Origin of the sequence: Rhodothermus profundi, from assembly GCF_900142415.1 — a bacterium.
In the GTDB taxonomy this organism is placed as follows: Bacteria; Bacteroidota; Rhodothermia; order Rhodothermales; family Rhodothermaceae; genus Rhodothermus; species Rhodothermus profundi.
In genome coordinates this window covers 141,180-158,160 of record NZ_FRAU01000001.1, presented here as the reverse complement: position 1 = coordinate 158,160, position 16,981 = coordinate 141,180, and the positions used below count along the sequence as shown (strand labels likewise).

Genomic DNA, 16,981 nt, shown 5'->3' with positions numbered 1-16,981 from the left:
TCCTTCTCCAGTGCTGCTTCATTGCTCACCCCAGAGCGTCAAAACCAGCCGGCGGGCTCCTCCGTGGTTGCGGTGTTCGCACAGATAGATCCCCTGCCAGGTACCCAGCGCCAACCGTCCGTCCCGAACAGGCAGGGTCAGGCTACTTCCCAGAAGTGAAGCTTTAATGTGCGCCGGCATATCATCAGGACCTTCCAGCGTGTGCGCAAAGTAAGGCGCCCCATCCGGCACCGCCTGATTGAAATAGCGCTCAAAGTCGGCCCGCACTTCTGGACTGGCATTTTCGTTGAGCGTCAGGCTGGCCGAGGTGTGCTGCAGAAATACGTGCAGGAGCCCTACCCGCACCAGGCGCAGCTCCGGCAGTTGTGCCAGTACCTCTTCGGTAATCAGGTGAAAACCGCGCGGGCGCGGCCGCAAGGTAATGATGCGCTGCATCCACATGGTTGCCTTACGATAGGCTGGTTGCTTCCTGTATTGCTGCCAACAACCCTTCCGGGGTAGGTGTTCGGGCTACCGCCATTACCGCCACTCCCTTCTCCTGCAATGCAGCAGCGGTGGTGGGTCCAATGGCCGCCACACGCACCTGTTTCCACTTAATGGGAAGACTACGAGCTGCTTCCCATCCAGAGGGGCTAAAAAATACGACCCAGTCAGGTGCCGATGCACCAGCCGGTAAGACCGGCGTCGCAGGCCGCGTCTCGTAGACGACCAGCTCTTCCAGAGGAAAACCGGCGGTGCGAAGCTGCTCCGGTAGCTCGCTGCGTCGTCGCTCGCCGCACAGAAACAGCAGGGGCCGCGACGGCCAGGGCTCCTGCAGAATCAATCGGGCTAGGGCCAGCCCCGAGCCTGCTTCTTCTCCCTGAGGCGTCCATCCCATTGCGCGGGCAGCGGCTGCCGTACGCGGTCCGACCACGTACACGCGTCGCCAGCGCCATGCTGCCGGAGGCGTTCCCAGGCGCCGAACGGCCTCCACGGCCCGAGGACTGGTAAAAATCAACCCGCCATATACTTCCGGGTGCGCAAGCGCTGCCTGGAGGTGAGCCGTGTTGCGCCAGACTACTGACAGAACCGGCAGCACCAGGGGGTGGTAGCCCGCTGCTTGAAGCCGCGTCGCAAATGGATCCGAGGAAGCTGCTTCTGCTCGGAACAGGTACACTACTTCCCCGGCCATGATTTCACCTCGGTCGCTGGGGGGCGTATCCTTCAGACGCCTCCCGTGTTTCCTCCAGAATGAGCTGCGCTCCCTGCGCCAGCAACCTTCTTGCCAGGGCTTCCCCAACCGCCTCGGGCGTCTTCATGGATCCGCGTTGCACGCCCTCCACCTGCCGACGCCCGTCCAGCGAAACAACGCGGCCGCGCAACACCAGCGTTCCGTCAGGCGCCACCGTGCCCAGCGCTGCCACCGGCACCTGGCAGCCCCCCTGCAGCGCGTGCAGAAATGCCCGTTCGGCCCGCACGGCTGCCGCCGTAGGCGCGTGATGCAACGCCTCAAGCAGCGCCCGCACCTGCTGGTTGTCGGCCGCGCAGACCACGCCGAGGGCTCCCTGTCCTACCGCCGGCATTAGAATATCGGCGGCAAGACGCTGCCGAATGCGTTCCTGTAGCCCTAAGCGTTGCAGGCCGGCTTCGGCGAGAATAAGCCCGTGCCACTTCTCGGCTTCCAGTTTGCGCAACCGGGTATCCACGTTACCACGCACCGGCACAACCTGCAGATCTGGGCGCCAGGCCCGCAATTGCGCCTGGCGTCGTATTGAGGAAGTAGCGATCACAGCCCCCCGGGGAAGATCTTCCACGCGTCCTGAGAAAGCAGGATGTGCGACAAACGCATCCCAGGGCGACGCTCGCTCCGGAATCGCTGCGATCACCAGTCCCTCGGGCATTTCGGTAGGCAGGTCCTTCAGCGAGTGCACAGCAAGGTCTATGCGCCCTTCCAGCAAGGCCTGGTCCAGCTCCTTTGTAAACAACCCTTTCGCTCCGATCTTTGCCAGAGGGACCTCCTGGAAGCGATCTCCTGTGGTGCGAATGATTTCCACCTGCACCGCTACGCCCTGCGCTTCCAGAAAAGAACGAATCAACGCAGCCTGCCGGCGTGCCAGAACGCTTCCGCGCGTCCCAAGCGTCAACGTTGGTCTAGCCATGGTTTGCTTCCGAGCGTTCCGTGCGCGTGACGGGCAACGTAACAAAAGGGCAGGGTTCCTGTGCCCGAGCGCGTTCCAGCAACACCGAGGGTTCAGGTAGCTGCGCGGCGCGCGCTTCCTCGCAACTGGGCCGACTGAAGAGCTGCGCCAGCAGTTGAATACCCCGCACAAAATCAATGCTATCGGGGTCAATGCTTTTGAGGCGCACAATGGGAATGGCCAGCAACTTCTGCATAATAGAGCGGGTCAGCCGATCCAGCTCTTCTCGGTCAATTTCTGAAAAGCGCCGGTGATGCCGTTCAATCTCCTGTTGGCGAATGGCTTCGAACGTATCGCGAATGGTCTGAATAACCGGCTGCAGGGCTTGCTGGTGGAAATACCAGGTTACAAATTCATGCAAAAGCTCTTCGCAGATCTGACGGGCTTGCTGTGCCGCTTGCCGGCGACGCGCCTCAACAGCCGCCTGCCGTGCTTTAATGGCATCCAGATCCAGCACCTGATAACCGGGCAGTCGATCGATCGCAGGATCGACATTTCGAGGAATGGAAAGATCAATCAAGAGCAGCGGATGCTCTCCACAACGAGGGGGCATCATATCGGCTGTCAGGACCGGCTCTGGCGCACTGGTTGCCACAATTACCAGATCGCATTGCGCCACCGCCTGCGCCCGCTGCGCCCAGGGCACAACCAGCTCACCCGGTTGCGCCAATTCCGCTACGCGGCTTCGGGTGCGATTGGTCAGCATCAGCGTCGCAGGCGCCAGTCCTCGCAGCGCCTCCAGCGCCAGGCGGGCCATTTCCCCTGCCCCTGCTACCAGCACGCGCACGCCTTCCAGACCCGGCTGCCCACGACGGGCAAAGTGCTGGCAGGCGGCCTGTATCGCTACCCCCGCAACCGATGTGGTTCCCTGGTGCAAGGTGGTTTCCGATGCCACGCGCTTGGCCGCCCGGAAAGCGCTATGAAGCAACCGATGCATGGCTGTGCCGACGCTGCCGGCCTCTACAGCCAGGCGATAATCCTCCTTGATCTGGCTAAAGATCTGGGCATCCCCTAACACCTGGGAACGCAATCCACAGGTTACTTCCAGTACATGCCGCAGCGCAGCCTCATCTTGAAAATGGAAGCTTTCTTTATCCGGCCAGGGACGCCCTGCATGCTGACTGAGAAGGGCACGCACCGCCCTCACCTCTTCGTCCGTGCCGTAGAGATAGGCCTCCGTTCGATTGCAGGTGGAGACCAACATCAGCTCACCCTCACGCGCTGCCCGCCAGGTAGCATAGAGCCGCCGTTTCGCCTCCTGGTCCAGGGCAAACGCTTCCCGGACACGCACCGACGCCGTCTCATGGTTCAGCCCGAACGCGTGGAAGCCCCGCATATGGCCCTGCACCTAATTTCTCCTTTTTGAGTCCTAAAAATACGGACAAAGATACCCGGAGTTCGTGAAACCCTGTAAAAGGTTGTGGAAAGCTGGACTGGCAAGCGTCGGGCCATCCGTTTTTGTCTGGTCTGCGTTATCTTTTGCGCGGCGGAACGTTTCAAAAAGAACCTGAAAGCGATGTCGCATCCTCCCTATACAAAACGACTGCACCGCCTGCAGCATCTGCTGCAGGATTCTTCGCTGGACGCAGTGGTGTTGAATGCCAGCCCAACGCTGACCTACCTGACCGGTCTTGCCGTTCATTTATCGGAGCGACCCGTTATAGGCATCTTTCCGGCCTCGGGGAAGCCAGCCCTGGTATTGCCTGAGCTGGAAGCGGGCAAGCTAGCTACGCTTCCGACTGTCTGCGAGGCATTTCCCTACCGAGAGCACCCGGACACATGGCCCCGGGCTGTTGCACAAGCGCTTCGCTGCTGCGGCCTTACGCAGGCACAGGTTGGCATTGAGCCGCAATGGTTTCGGGTGCTGGAGCTTCAATTACTGGAAACAGCGGCTCCCGAGCTGCGCGTTGCCTCGGCCGAAACGCTGGTCATGCGGCTGCGCAGTCAGAAAGACGACGCCGAAATAGCCGCCACGCGTAACGCACTAGAGGTAGCCTGGCAGGCGCTTGAAGCCACGCTTCCTGCGATTCGCCCGGGCGTTACCGAACGTGAGATAGCATCTGAGCTAACGCTACAGCTCTTGCGGGCCGGTAGTGATCCAGACCTTCCGTTCGCCCCTATTGTTGCCTTTGGTCCGGAAAGCGCCAATCCGCATGCCATTCCCGGCAATCGGCCGCTGACTCCCCCTGCCCTCATCCTGATCGACTGGGGCGCTCGGGTTGAGGGCTACTGTGCCGATCTGACGCGTATGTTTGCCTACGGAACACTGGACGATGAACTGCTGCGCATCGTGCAGCTTGTGCTCGAAGCCAACGAAGCTGCGCGCGCCCGCGTTGGCCCCGGGGTGCCGGCCGGTGAAGTGGACCAGGCCGCACGGCAGGTGATTGAGCAGGCTGGATACGGGGCTTATTTCATCCATCGCACCGGCCATGGTCTGGGGCTGGAAATTCACGAGCCACCGTATATACGGAACGACAACCGTGAACCGCTGGCCCCCGGGATGCTCTTTACCATTGAACCTGGCATTTACCTGCCAGGGCGAGGAGGAGCCCGCATTGAAGACAACGTGCTGGTTACCCCGACCGGTGCCGAAACGCTGAGTAACTATCCACGCACGCTGCGCCAGTTGGGTTAGCAGAGAGCCTGCTGCGCTACGAAAGCGTCGTTGCTTCGATAACGCTATCGACCAGAGCCCGCGCTCGGGCTGTCAGTTCGGGTCCAGGTTGCGCGCGCAGTAAGCTGCCTCCTATGAGCAACATGACATCGCGTCCAAAAAATTCGACCAGCTCACGGGCACGCTCCACCTGCATTCCCCCCGCTGGCACGGGTAGCGCTGAGCGGTACGGTCCCCAGGCCTGGCGCGCCCGGTCGGCCAGCGCTCGACACGTGGCCCGGCTATAGCTAAATCGTCCTCCAAAGCTTGGAAAGATAATCATATCGGCTCCAAACAAGCGAAACAGCTTGCCCAGCAGCGTTTCCGGACGCATGCGTTGGGCTCCAGCAAAACTGGGATGGGCCAGCACAGGAACCTCCAGATGACGCGTGACCAGCTCATAAAAAAACGGCAATCCCAGAAGCATAGGAGCAACCAGCACCGCTCCAACGCCATACTGCTGGGCAATTTCCGCCTGCCGCAACACTTCCGAAGGGGTGCCCGACAGACTGGGAGCGTACACAACGCGCCGGCCGGTCCGCGCCGACACTTCCTGCACCACTTCCTGGCAACGCTGCACGCGCTGCGCGAACGAGGCAAACGGATGATCAGCCAGGTAGTGATCGTCTTTGATAAGGTCGATGCCTCCTTCGGCCAGGCTCTGGCACAGAGTAGCCAGTTCATCAACGGAAAGGCCTACCGGCTTCAGCGCCGAGGCCGTCAGCGGCCGGTCATATACGTTCAGTTGGCGCCGCACGCCCTCGATGCCAAAGCGCGGCCCTGAAAAACGCTCCATCAACACCGGCGGCAGCTCAAAATCCTCTAAAACGACCTGTTCATGCAGAGAGGCGTTGCCAAACAGCACATTGATAAACTGAGCCGGGTCAACCATAGCGGTCTCCACGGGCAGGTGCAGTACCAGGCGCGCGCCGCCTTCTTCCAATGGTTCTAGCGCTACGATTTCGCCCATCAGGCGCTCCTGCACGACCGGTACCCGCATCGCAACTTCTTCAGGCGTCTCTACCGTCTGCTCTAGCAGCAGTGCCCGCGCAAAAGCTCCCTGCTCCTCTTGGGCGACCGCCAACCGGTAAACCACCTTCAGTCGGTTATCCATTGGCGTTCATTCGTATGCTCTCAGGAAAGCCCAAGATAAGGACAGGCGGCCCGGACCAGAGCCGCCTGCTTTACTACGTTCCATCGAAGGGATGTTTTCCATAGACAGAGGAAGGCCCAGTCATAAAAGCCGCTTACTGCGAAGCGCGCCGCTGATCACAGCACGGCTTGACCTATCCGGACTGGGCAGGCGTTGGCTGTCCAACCCGTTGCACCTGTGCGGCCAGTGCTTCAGCCTGCTGGATCAGGGCTTCAATCGCCGCCAGACCTTCATGCCAGAATTCTGGGTCCGTCAGATCAACACCGAGCCGGCCAACCAGCACATGCGGCCAATCGGACCCGCCGGCTTCCAGCAGGTGTAGATAGCGCTCGGCAAACTCGGCTCCTTCCTGCCGGTAACGGGCAAAAAGCGCCAGCACCAGCAATTCACCAAATGCATAGGCGTAGACGTAGCCGGGCGTGTGAATGAAGTGAGGAATATAGCTCCACCAGTACCGGTAGTGGTCTCCCAGCCTCACGCTTCCCTGAAACATAGCCTGCTGCGTCTCCATCCAGAAATCGCAGAAAGCCTCCATGGGAAGCTCTCCCTGCTGACGCCGCGCGTTGTGCATGCGATCTTCAAAGCGGTTCATGGCCACCTGTCTGAAAACCGTGGCCATGGTATCATCGATTTTGCCCATGAGCATAGCTAGCCGATTGGACGGATCAGCTTCGGCCGCCATCAGACGCTCAAAAACCAGCATTTCTCCAAAGACCGAAGCCATCTCGGCCGTCGTAAGGGGGGTGTCGGCCTGCAGAATACCCTGCCGGCGCGACAGGTACTGGTGCACCCCATGGCCCAGTTCATGTGCCAGTGTTTGTACGTCGCGAATTGTACCGGTGTAGTTGAGCAGAATGTAAGGATGCGCGCTGGGCACGGCGCCATGGCTGAACGCTCCGCTTCGCTTGCCCGGCGTCATGGCCGCATCAATCCAGCGCCGTTCAAAGAACTGCGCGACAATTTCACCCAGGCGCGGATGAAACGCCCGATAGGCCTCTTCAACCATCTGCCGCGCTTCTTCCCAACGATAACGCGTACCGGCCTCTTTGAGCGGCGCATACCGGTCGTAGTCGTACAGTTCGTCCAACCCCAGCAACCGCCGCTTAAGCTTATAGAAGCGCGCTACCAGGTCGTAGCGCTCCGTAACCGACCGGATAAGCGCCTCGACCATCTCGCTGCTGACCTCATTGGCCAGATTGCGGCTCTCAATCCAGGTCCGGTACCCACGCAACCGGTCATCGGAAGCCTTGTCGGCCAGCACTGTGTTGAAAATGTAGGTCAGCTCCCGCATGCGTGGCTTTAACCCCTCCGTGAAAGCCAGAGCTGCCTGCCGTCGCACGTCACGGTCTGGATCATACAGTTTGGCCAGTACTTCTTGCTCGGTCAGCAACTGGCCGTTTAATTCAAAACGCAGACTGCTCAGCAGCTCGTCAAAGAAGCGCGTCCAGGCATCTCGCCCGGTAATGCGCTTTTCGGTCAGGATTTTCTCTTCCGGCTCGCTGAGCAGATGCGGACGCATCTGCTGCTGCAGCTCCAGATAGTGCCGGTAGGGCCGCAATGCATCGGTTTCCATAAGTTGCCGGGCGCGCGCAGGCTCAATAGCGGCCCACTCCAGCTCCAGAAAAAGTAGCTGCTGCGAAGCCTGCGTGTAGCGCTCACGCACGTGCTGCAGCAACATGCCACGCGCAGGATCTTCCGTATTGGTGCTCCAGTGCAAATAAGCATAGGTATAGGCCCGGCCCAGACGATCTAAAATCGCCTCATACCGACGAAGCGCCCGCGCCAGTTCATCTGCCTCCAACGTTCCAATCCGGCCATGATAGGTCCTGGCAAATGCATCTGCTTCGGCGAGAGCCTGCTCCAGATCTTGCTTCAACGCAGCCTCGTCAGGATACAGATCGGTTAGATCCCAGCGTACATGCTCAGCTCCGGTCTGCATACTGATGCTCCGCTTTGAAACTTTTGGTGCATGAAACGAAAGCCTCCAGAAGACGTCTCATGTTGCATCGCAACGAAGGGTAGTATAGCCAAGATCCAATGCCTTCGCCTGTTTCCTGTCATTTTTTTCTCCGTAGGCATCTGTAACTTTTTGCGCAATGCGTCCGCAAGTACCCGACATTTTGCTTACTCCGATTACCGACGAGGCAGCGCTGGAAACAGTGCTGGCCCACTCTTTTCAAAAGCCGATTGTGTTGTTTAAGCACAGCCGACGCTGTGGCATCAGCTATCAGGCTCGTGAAGAAGTGCTGCAATTGGCTGCCGCCCGTTCTGTACCCGTTTATGAAGTAGTGGTGCAGACGGCGCGGTCCGTTTCCGACGCCATCACACGCCGCCTGGGCATCCGCCACGAGACGCCTCAGGCTTTCGTAATTTACCGAGGACAGGTAGTTTTTCATGCTTCCCACTATGCCATTACGACCCATGCCCTTGCCCAGACGCTGGACCGGTTGGTTACCGCCAGCCGTACTGATCAGTAGCCTGCTTGTTGTAGGAGCTGGTTGTCAATCGAAATCCGCCGACCAGGCGGCTGCCGATTTGCAACAACCGGTGCTTTTGCCTGGCGTTCGAGAAATTCAGCCGCCCCGACCTGCTCCTGACTTCGAGGCGCCCCGTCTGGATGGCTCCGCCTTTCGCCTGAGCGATTACCGAGGGTCGGTCATTGTGCTAAACTTCTGGGCTACCTGGTGTCCTCCCTGCCGCACGGAAATCCCTGATCTCGTTGCATTGCAGCAAGAACTGGGGGACCAGGGATTGTTGGTCGTGGGTATCTCGTTGGACGAAGGGGGCGCTGAAGTCGTTGCCCCCTTTGCCCGGGATTTTAAGATCAACTATCCCATTGTACTGGATAACGGCACCATAGCCGAAGCATACGGCGGCATTTTCGCCCTACCCACTACGGTGATTATCGATCGAGAAGGCCGCATGCGCTACGAGGTGCTGGGCATCTTTCCCACGCAGGCGATGCGTCCTCGTCTGGAAGCCTTGCTTAACGAATCGGCTTCCTGAGCCATGGCGCACCGCACCGTTGACGACTGGCTCGCTTTGCTGCAGCCCATGCTGTGGCAACCAGTTCGCCAATGGCAGGAGCGGATTAATGCCGATCCGGATCTGCAGCAGTGGTTGCAAGAAGCAGCGTATCGGGCCGCTATGGAGGTGGCCAGTGCTTCCGCTCCGGATACCCTCAGCGCAGCCTACCAGGGTCTTCAAGATGAGCTGATCGTCCGCTTTGCCGAACTGGCAGAAGCCGTCGCCCGGCTCACCCAGGGCTGTGGCCGACTTCGGATAAACTGGCAACCGGACGCCCCCCACTACAGCACAGTAGAAATTGACTTTGGCCGCGATTATTGCATTGATCTGTTTATTCCGCTACCCGACTCCTCGTTAGACGCGTTGCAACAGGCGCTTACGCATCTGCGCCATCAGCTTCCTGCCGATCCCCCCTATCCGCGCCGGCCTCACCAGGTAACAGCCATCCTGGCTTACCAGGGACGCTGCCCGGCGCTGCGGCTACGCGATCACCTGACGCCTGCCGGACGCCAGCTCACAGCGATTGTCTTACTGCCCGGCCAGCAACCTTCGGCAGAAATGCCGCCCGAAACGGCGCTTCAGTATCTGCACGCTTATTTCCTGTCGGGTGCTCCGGCAAGCTGCTGAAGCCTACCTTCTCCTTCAATTTGCCATCCCTGCCACCTCCCTTCCTCTTCCACCCAGAGGCGGGCGCCTGGCTGCAGAAATTCACTGAGCAGCCAGGCAACCTGCGCTGGATCTTCTATAGGAATGGCCTCAGCAACAGACTCCAGTTTACCTTCGCGCACCTGAAAGTAGCCCAGTGCAAAGGGTAACGGACCGTCGAAAGGTGTACTGATGGTTCGGTAAAGCCGGCTGTGCCGACGCAGCAGTTGCACCAGCTCCGGCCGCAGCCATTGCTGATCGGATGGCTTCAGGTAGAGAAAGGACCGACGCAGAAATAATCGCTCGGTTAACGTTGCCAGTGCATCCTGCCGGTCTGCACGAACGCATGCCTGCTCCAGCCGGATTCGCCGCGGCACTTGCATCTTGCGGGCAAGTCTGTACTTCAGGCGGCCGAGGCTGGCGCTGGTTGCGCGCCAGAAACATACGCCGGCGAACCGGGCAGGTGCCGCTCATTGATCTGCAACAACGCCCCGTCACTTACCAACACCTCCAGTTCCCGGTACAATTCCAGCGCACACGCTTTCAACCGCGGCTCATCGTCCAGTATATCCGTCAGTTCTGCTTGCTTCAGCGCATCCACCAGGTTAATTAAGGATTGCGTTGCGCCGACCCGATACCCGACCTCATCATCCGCTGCCCCGTTCAGATGAGCCCGAAACAACACGTAGCGCTCCAGCAAGCCAGTTAGCACCTCAATCAGACGCGCCTCTCCTTCCACGCTGATTCGCATGCGTCGGTCAGCTTCCAATCGCTGGACGGTCAGCGCAGGTTCCGTAATACCGGTCAAGGCTTCCAGGTGGCGATAAGCAACTTCCAGCGCCTGAAGGCGTACCAGTAAACGCTCGTAGTCACCATTCCCATCAAAGAGGAGCGTTAGCAACTGACATCCTTCCTGCGGCGCTGTCTCCGCGTTCAAGGTCGTACAGATCAGCCGAAGCACCTGGCGCAGCGTCTGCAGACGAAGATGCAAATGGTGGGCCGCGCGCATCAGCGCACCAAATGCTTCATCACTGGCTGACCGCACAAACTGCTCGAAGGCTTCATAGAAGCCATGCAGTTCCGCCGCAAACCCTTGCAGCGCCTCCCGCTCCTGACCGGTCTCTGCAAACTGCTGGGTCAGTTGCGATAGCTTCTCGCGCAGCTCAATCAGTTCATGAAAGATTTGCCCGACAGGGAACGTCTCGGTCTGGCGACGCACCTCGTAGAAAGCGTCTCGCACCGCGTGATGTTTGCGAGAAAATAGCGTTCGGTTCCGACTCGTTAACCCCTCCATTAGCTCGACACCGAGCCGGTCGTAAGCACGCGCCAGCACGAAAACATATCGCACAAAATGCCGATCCTTATCGGTGGTCTGCAGGAGCGTGCTCAGGTGCTGGGTCAGCTCGTAAGTAGTCATGCTGCCTCTTCACAGAATCCGGGGTCAATCCACGCCATCTCCTGTAATAATCGACCCCTGTGGGCCGGGATTAAGCGTTTGCAGCGCGGTCTGGCTCCCCTGCTGGCGTTGCCGTCGGCACTGCTTTGCTCGAACGTCGCCGGCTAAAATGCAATCCAGCCGCAACAGCCATCAGCCCCAGTGCTACCACCAGAAATCCCCAGCCCGTATGGCCCAGCCAAGCTCCCAACCCTAACGCCACCGCTACGAGCACAAACACAGCCGCAAGTCCGGCCAGTGCTCCTATGAGCAAGCGCAGCAGCAAGCGGCGGATTTGCGTTTCGATACGCTCCTCAATCTCCATCTGAGTAAGCGTCAGGCGCAATTCTACCCACGCCCGCAGGTCTTCTACGAGCTCCTGCGTTTGCTGACGCAGACGCTGCCAGTGATGCGATGGGGTATCCGTTGTTGCCATAGGTTGCTCCGTTATGTTGGCCACATGGAACCCGGCTACGTGCCGGGCTTTCCGTTTACGCATTCCCCAAAGGAAATTTTCGGGCGCTATGCGTTTCTGGAAGAAATCTTCAACCGCAGAGCTGCAAAGTCAACCCACTCCCAACCCCAATAGTCTCAAATTTACAGCGCCGGGACAGACTTTTATTGACAGTGGGTTGTTGAGTTTTCGTTCGGCCGAAGCGGCGGCGGCGCATCCATTGGCAGCCGCTCTGTTTGCGATCCAGGGCGTTTGCGACGTGCTTATTCTGCCGGAGTTTGTCACCGTAACCAAACGGCCTGACGTTTCCTGGGACCTTATCGAGCACCCTGTTTGCGAAGTGCTGCGCGCCTATCTGGCCGAACGCACCGTCCGTTAAGCTGCGGCCAACAATTCGCGAAGTACACCGACCGCTGCGTTCGCAGGGTCTGGAAACGAAGGCCGGTGCGCCTGGCCAGGCACGACGCGCCCGGGCAAGGGAGGCAACTGCTGCAGCAAGGCAGCGCGTGCCACGACAACCGAGAGTTCAGAAGCATGCGCGCGCAGCCAGTTTGCTACCTCATCAAGCCGGCGATAGGATACCCAGCGCAGGTGCCCCGGCGCTTGTACCTCAGGTGGTCCTTTACTAACCAGGAATTCCATGCCCTCGCCATAGGCGTGGGGCGTGCCCGTTGCTTTCAGCCACGCCTGCGGCATTTTCAGGCGTCCTGGCGTAGCCGGATGGGCCGGAAACACGCCGCGAAACAGCGACAGGGCTTCAAGCAGCGCATCGGGCTGGAGCGATTCCGGAGCCCACAGCAACCGCACGTTCCGGCTGCTAACCCCTTCAAAAAGCAACGCATCTTCAGCCAACCCTTCCAGCTCGTCCGGCGTTTCCTGTCCATCCAACACGGCTACTCCATAACGGAGCGGGAGAAGCCGCACGTTTCGGGGCGGACGCCGAACCTGTCGTAATGCTTCCTGCACCTGTTGATGCACTGTTTCGTCTCCGACCGCCAGCAGCACATCGGCTTCGTTCAGGTACTGCGCCAGGTTAGCCTCCGTGCCAAGCTGCAACGTCTCGACTTCCAGCGCCTGCAACAGAGCGCCCACCAACGTAGCGGCTGGTTCTGAAAGCAGCAGGGTGCCCCGGTGTTCACTTAACCAGAGCAGCAGCGCCTCTTCCCAACCTGCCAGCGGTGCCCGATCGGCCTGCCAGAGCAATACGCGCTGCCCGGAGGCCGGCGGCAGTTCGGTTACCAAGCGATGCAGCGCTTGCTCTGTCAGCACGTGCATCTGGTAGTTCAGTGCAAACGCCGCTGCTTCTTCCGTCAAAAAGTCTGAGGTAGCCAGCGCACGTTCAACGGCTGCCTGCCGCTCAGGAAACGAAGGTGCCTGCCATTGCCGGGCCAGCTGCCGCAGCCGCTGCATGCGTTTGGCAAGCTGCGCACTCACCGCCCATCCTGTGGAAAGCGAATCAGACATCCGAAGGCACCTGTTCTGGTTGTTTCCGGCAGCGTCCCCTGCAACAGAGCCTCCAGCGCTGTCCTCAGATAGACCTGCTGCGCATTAGCGGCATCGCCAGGGCTGTCGTCAATGGCTCCCCGATAGACGAGCCGGCCTTGAGCGTCAAAGACAAATGCTTCAGGCATTCGCGACGCTCCCAATGCCCGAGCCAGCGCCGCACCCTCATCTATCAGATAAGGCATGGCATAGTCTCTTTGCTGGGCCCGTTGCTGACTGGCCGCCAGCGATTCCCGGGGAGAGCTGTTGGGGTCGTTGGCGTTTACCAGCACAAATGTAATCCCCCGGGCCTCATACGTTCTGGCCAGCTCCTGCACGCGCGCCTCATAGCGATCCACCCACGGGCAACGATTGCTCCAGAAAATAAGCACCAGTCCATGCGCTCCACGAAGCTGCGCAAGCGTTACCTGGCGCCCATCAACCGAAGGCATAGGACGATCTGCCAGGGGTAGCTGAGCCTGGGCAGGCCAGGTAAGCAGCAGTAACCCTGTAACAATAGCGTACTTCATCAGCCTCTTGCATGCCGTTGCATAGATGGGGAGGAGCCTGATAGACCGGAAATTGCTGGCCACATATGCTGGCTGCTCTCCCAGGGTATTGCCAGCGTACGTCTCGGTTGCGTTACTGTTGCCCCTGATCACGCGATTCCCCGGGATGCGCCGTCATGATTGTGGCCACGCCTGGTGTGGTTGGTACCATAAACTGAAGCGTAGAGTTTCTTACGGGACGGGTATGCGCGCGATCGGATAGAAACGTCCTGGCGCCACATAGTCTTTTACGAGTCCCCAGGCGACCACACCGTCGTCGGACCTCGGCTCCAGCAATAGCGCCGCCAGACGCCCCGTGCGCCCATTTATGGTTACCACACAATCGCCTGCGGTCGCCGCCAGCCGTTGCCGCACATATTTTCCCCACACTTCCTGTCCTCTGTGCCCTTGATAGGGCTGGTCTGCCACAGCGACCGAATCAATCCTGAAACGCTCAACCGCAAGCGTACGCCCTGGTTTGACAGGCACGCAGGGAATCCCGTGGACTTCCAGCAGATCGCGCACGCGCGCCAGGCTATCCGGCACCAGATAACCCTGAGGAATCGAGATGGTCTCGGTAGGCATAAAGCGATCGTACAGCGGAAGCAGTTCGGGAAAAACCTCTTTGCGGCGCTGCAACATGAGCCGTCCTGTATAAGGGTGCCGGAGCGAATCAACAGCTCCCAGCAGCACAAGTGCTGGTTTGGATGCCTGCGTAATGCGCGCGCGCAGCGCAATGGGCTGACCTACCGGTGAAGCCTGTTGTGCCTGTTCAACCAGCGCACGGATCTCGCTGGCATGAGCCGCGGCAAACGAAAGCGCGGCCTCCAGAAAGGCATACGTTGCTTCAATGCGTTCTTCAAACGGAGCATAGGCATAGGCCTCACTGAGCAGCCCGATGATGCCTCGGAGCCCGACGTAGTTGGTGGCAAAACGTGGCCGATGGTCAAAGGTGTACCATCCAGGTGGGCGTTTGCTGCCAGGCCAGGGCAGATTGCCGTAATAGAAAAATTTCCAACGGTGTTTGGTCCAGACCGTGTCGTCAATTGCCGGAAGCCAGACCCGGCGCAGGTAATCTACCAGCGATGCAGGAGTGGAGGGATGCAACGGAGGGGCATAAGTAAGCGGATAGGCATGGTACGTGCCGTCTGTCGTGTGCAGATCTATCAGAACATGCGGATTGTAGTCGCGCAGCACCTGAAGCAGCGCGCGTGTCTCGGGTGCATCGGCCTTCATAAAATCTCGGTTCAAGTCATAGCCCTGGGCGTTGGAACGCTGCCCCATTCCCCCGATTGGTCCGTTCTGTCGCGGTCGGTTGTACAGGCTGATGCGCTCGTTGCCGTCCGCGTTGTAGATCGGCACCGCCAACAGAACAAGTGAATCGGCCCATTCAGCATACATGCCAGCTGCCAGTGCCCGCAGCAGCATGAGGGTAGCCTCCTTACCGGCGACCTCTCCTCCGTGAATATTGGCCACAATCAACACACGAAGCGGTGCCAGCGCAGCCTGCACGCCATCGTCGGTGGCATTCACCACCTCTCCATAGATGACCAGAGGCAAGGCGCGCCCTTCCGTGGTATATCCAAAGCGCATGACATGAATGCGGCGGGAACTGGCCTCCAGTACGTCCAGAAAGGCCATGACCTCATCGTAGCGCGTTGTCTCGGCAAACCCCGTCGCCTCAGCCCGCGTTTGCAGGAAGGCCAGGTCCACGCCCTGGCCCAGGGTTACCTGGGCCAGTCCCAGCGTCAACAACAGCCAGTAACCACGCATCGGTTATGTCCTGGTTTGCACAGGCGCCGGACGCTGCATCCGACGCACCAGCCAGTCATTCAGCAGATAGCACGCTCCCAGCGCAATACCCCACTGCACGAGACACGTCATGACCGAATAAGGAGCCAGTGGGTCGTACCACCGTTCCGGTGCATAGACCACGCCTGCCTGGTAGAGCCACCATCCCAGCAGCACAATGGCTTCCAGGGGCACCACCCACCGCATGAGCACATCCCAGCCCCGCCCCAGTTGCCAGTCCCAGGGGTTGATGGCAATCGTTTCCTGCCGCAACCGTCCAGGACCGTAACGCATCACGGCCAGGGCCACAAAGGCGCCGGACAGCATCAAGCCCACGCCCCAGACGAAGTCCTGATTGCCAAAAATAGTCAGATTCAGTGCCGAAGGCAGTCCTAACAACCAGGCACCGACTCCCACGCCTTTCAGGGCATGTGCCCGTTGAATGCCCAGATCCATCAACACGCGCGTGGCCAGCTCTACCATCGCAATCAGTGAGCTGAACGCGGCAAACGTCAATCCCACAAAAAACAGTACGGCTAACACCTGGCCCATAGGCAACCGAGCAAAAAGTTGCGGCAGCCAGATGAACGTCAGTCCTGTCGAAGCCGGTCCGCTCGTGCGCATGACTTCCAGCACCTCGGCCCGCGACATCTCCGCTCCCAGTACGGCAAACACCGTCCCGAAGATGGTCAGCGCAGCCAGCAGCGATACCGTGTTGTTACCGATTCCGGTCAGAAAAGCATTTTTCACCACCCCATGTTCGCGCCGCATGTAGGCGGCATAGGTCAGGATGAGTCCCCATCCTGCCCCGGTATCCCAGGCGTTTTGCGTAAGCGCCTCCAGCCATAGCCGAGGCCGCGTCAGATCGCTCCACTGGGGCGTAAACAGGTAGCGCACGCCCTCCAATGCACCTTCCAGCGTCAATGCCCGCACCAGTGCAACCAGCAAAATGACCAGCAGGGAGGGAATCAGCACGCGGTTGGCCCGCTCAATGGCCCGAACACCGGTCCAGATCACAGCAATGGCCAGTCCGAGCGCCAGCGCCTGAAATGCTACGGGCCAGAAGCTCGCCTGAAACCCCTCCCAGAACTGCTGCGCTGCCTCCGTCGAGCGAGGAAGCGGCCCGACTAGCAATCGACCGGCATAGTACAGACACCAGCCGGTAACAACCGCATAGTAGCACATGATCGCCGTCGATACCAACGCCACAAATGCCCCCAGCCAGCCCATCGAGCGGCCGCCCACGCGCACAAAGGTGCCAATCACGCCCATGCGCCCCTTCTGCCCCAGCGCATATTCTGCCACAATCAGCGGCACGCTCCAGAGAAACAGAAACACAACCCATACCAGCAGAAACGCTCCTGCTCCCAGCTCCCCACCGTTCTGCGCCGCAATGCGAGGAAAACGCCAGATGTTGCCCGTCCCCACCGCAATACCCAGTACGCTCAGCAGCAATCCCAATCGGGTGGAGAAATGCTGTCGTGTCTCTTGCATTGCTCAGGCGAAACTTCCGTGAACGTCCGCGCACAAAAATACAAGCTTTCAGGAGAAGGTGCGAGTCCTGGCAACACTTTCTGTAAAGCGACTGCCCAAACTTCTATCGGCTGTTGTCGTTT

The 16,981-nt window shown here is 59.7% G+C and carries 18 protein-coding genes; 5 read left to right on the top strand and 13 right to left on the bottom strand.

Annotated elements, in window-relative coordinates:
- Nucleotides 1–18 precede the first annotated feature (18 nt).
- Genes BUA15_RS00670 through hemA form a run of 4 tightly spaced genes read right to left on the bottom strand, consistent with a single transcriptional unit; the run spans nucleotide 19 to nucleotide 3,513 of the window.
- Nucleotides 19–441: a secondary thiamine-phosphate synthase enzyme YjbQ gene (locus BUA15_RS00670; RefSeq protein WP_072713941.1), complete on the bottom strand. Its 423-nt coding sequence runs from the start codon at nucleotides 439–441 to the stop codon at nucleotides 19–21.
- Between the two features lie 7 nt (nucleotides 442–448).
- The gene (locus BUA15_RS00665) at nucleotides 449–1,171 is read right to left on the bottom strand and encodes a uroporphyrinogen-III synthase (RefSeq protein WP_072713940.1); all 723 of its coding nucleotides are present in this window, start codon (nucleotides 1,169–1,171) and stop codon (nucleotides 449–451) included.
- A 4-nt stretch (nucleotides 1,172–1,175) separates the two neighbouring features.
- On the bottom strand, nucleotides 1,176–2,138 hold the full coding sequence (gene hemC / locus BUA15_RS00660) for a hydroxymethylbilane synthase (protein ID WP_072713938.1): 963 nt from the start codon (nucleotides 2,136–2,138) through the stop codon (nucleotides 1,176–1,178).
- Entirely contained in the window at nucleotides 2,131–3,513 is a 1,383-nt protein-coding gene (gene hemA / locus BUA15_RS00655) for a glutamyl-tRNA reductase (RefSeq protein ID WP_072713937.1), read from the bottom strand. Before hemA ends, hemC begins: the two co-directional genes overlap by 8 nt.
- A 180-nt stretch (nucleotides 3,514–3,693) precedes the next feature.
- On the opposite strand from hemA, the gene BUA15_RS00650 reads away from it, so the two are divergent.
- Complete coding sequence (locus BUA15_RS00650; protein WP_072713935.1) at nucleotides 3,694–4,812, top strand: M24 family metallopeptidase; 1,119 nt, start codon at nucleotides 3,694–3,696, stop codon at nucleotides 4,810–4,812.
- Between the two features lie 16 nt (nucleotides 4,813–4,828).
- On the opposite strand, the gene BUA15_RS00645 is transcribed toward BUA15_RS00650, so the two are convergent.
- Nucleotides 4,829–5,944, bottom strand: coding sequence for a RuBisCO large subunit C-terminal-like domain-containing protein (locus BUA15_RS00645; protein ID WP_072713933.1), 1,116 nt, complete (start codon nucleotides 5,942–5,944; stop codon nucleotides 4,829–4,831).
- A gap of 172 nt (nucleotides 5,945–6,116) precedes the next feature.
- Nucleotides 6,117–7,922, bottom strand: coding sequence for a M3 family oligoendopeptidase (locus BUA15_RS00640; protein WP_072713932.1), 1,806 nt, complete (start codon nucleotides 7,920–7,922; stop codon nucleotides 6,117–6,119).
- Nucleotides 7,923–8,079: 157 nt separating this feature from the next.
- Between BUA15_RS00640 and ytxJ the strand changes: the two genes are divergently transcribed.
- From ytxJ to BUA15_RS00625, 3 genes are read left to right on the top strand one after another with little or no spacing between them, the layout of a single operon-like run.
- Nucleotides 8,080–8,460, top strand: coding sequence for a bacillithiol system redox-active protein YtxJ (gene ytxJ, locus BUA15_RS00635; RefSeq protein ID WP_072713931.1), 381 nt, complete (start codon nucleotides 8,080–8,082; stop codon nucleotides 8,458–8,460).
- Nucleotides 8,405–8,989 (top strand): TlpA disulfide reductase family protein, encoded by a 585-nt coding sequence (locus tag BUA15_RS00630; RefSeq protein ID WP_072713930.1) that lies wholly within the window; start codon nucleotides 8,405–8,407, stop codon nucleotides 8,987–8,989. Before ytxJ ends, BUA15_RS00630 begins: the two co-directional genes overlap by 56 nt.
- Before the next feature lie 3 nt (nucleotides 8,990–8,992).
- A complete protein-coding gene (locus tag BUA15_RS00625) occupies nucleotides 8,993–9,637 on the top strand; it encodes a hypothetical protein (RefSeq protein WP_072713928.1) in 645 nt (214 codons plus the stop codon).
- On the opposite strand, the gene BUA15_RS00620 is transcribed toward BUA15_RS00625, so the two are convergent.
- From BUA15_RS00620 to BUA15_RS00610, 3 genes are all read right to left on the bottom strand, one after another.
- Nucleotides 9,604–10,038, bottom strand: coding sequence for a hypothetical protein (locus BUA15_RS00620; RefSeq protein ID WP_072713927.1), 435 nt, complete (start codon nucleotides 10,036–10,038; stop codon nucleotides 9,604–9,606). The two genes, BUA15_RS00625 and BUA15_RS00620, sit on opposite strands and share 34 nt — an antisense overlap.
- 20 nt (nucleotides 10,039–10,058) lie before the next feature.
- Nucleotides 10,059–11,072, bottom strand: coding sequence for a hypothetical protein (locus BUA15_RS00615; protein WP_072713925.1), 1,014 nt, complete (start codon nucleotides 11,070–11,072; stop codon nucleotides 10,059–10,061).
- A 70-nt stretch (nucleotides 11,073–11,142) separates the two neighbouring features.
- Nucleotides 11,143–11,526, bottom strand: a complete 384-nt coding sequence (locus BUA15_RS00610; RefSeq protein WP_072714562.1) for a phage holin family protein — start codon at nucleotides 11,524–11,526, stop codon at nucleotides 11,143–11,145.
- An 88-nt stretch (nucleotides 11,527–11,614) separates the two neighbouring features.
- Between BUA15_RS00610 and BUA15_RS00605 the strand changes: the two genes are divergently transcribed.
- Nucleotides 11,615–11,923 carry a NifU N-terminal domain-containing protein gene (locus BUA15_RS00605; RefSeq protein WP_072713923.1) on the top strand — a complete coding sequence of 103 codons (309 nt, stop codon included), beginning with the start codon at nucleotides 11,615–11,617 and terminating at the stop codon, nucleotides 11,921–11,923.
- Here BUA15_RS00605 and BUA15_RS00600 read toward each other — a convergent pair.
- The 4 genes from BUA15_RS00600 to BUA15_RS00585 form a co-directional block, all read right to left on the bottom strand.
- Nucleotides 11,920–12,954, bottom strand: coding sequence for a hypothetical protein (locus BUA15_RS00600; protein ID WP_072714561.1), 1,035 nt, complete (start codon nucleotides 12,952–12,954; stop codon nucleotides 11,920–11,922). The two genes, BUA15_RS00605 and BUA15_RS00600, sit on opposite strands and share 4 nt — an antisense overlap.
- A 20-nt stretch (nucleotides 12,955–12,974) precedes the next feature.
- Nucleotides 12,975–13,556: a redoxin family protein gene (locus BUA15_RS00595; RefSeq protein ID WP_072713921.1), complete on the bottom strand. Its 582-nt coding sequence runs from the start codon at nucleotides 13,554–13,556 to the stop codon at nucleotides 12,975–12,977.
- Nucleotides 13,557–13,766: 210 nt separating this feature from the next.
- Nucleotides 13,767–15,347 (bottom strand): M14 family metallopeptidase, encoded by a 1,581-nt coding sequence (locus BUA15_RS00590; protein WP_072713919.1) that lies wholly within the window; start codon nucleotides 15,345–15,347, stop codon nucleotides 13,767–13,769.
- A 3-nt stretch (nucleotides 15,348–15,350) separates the two neighbouring features.
- Nucleotides 15,351–16,859: a sodium-dependent transporter gene (locus BUA15_RS00585; protein WP_072713917.1), complete on the bottom strand. Its 1,509-nt coding sequence runs from the start codon at nucleotides 16,857–16,859 to the stop codon at nucleotides 15,351–15,353.
- Between the last annotated feature and the right edge of the window lie 122 nt (nucleotides 16,860–16,981).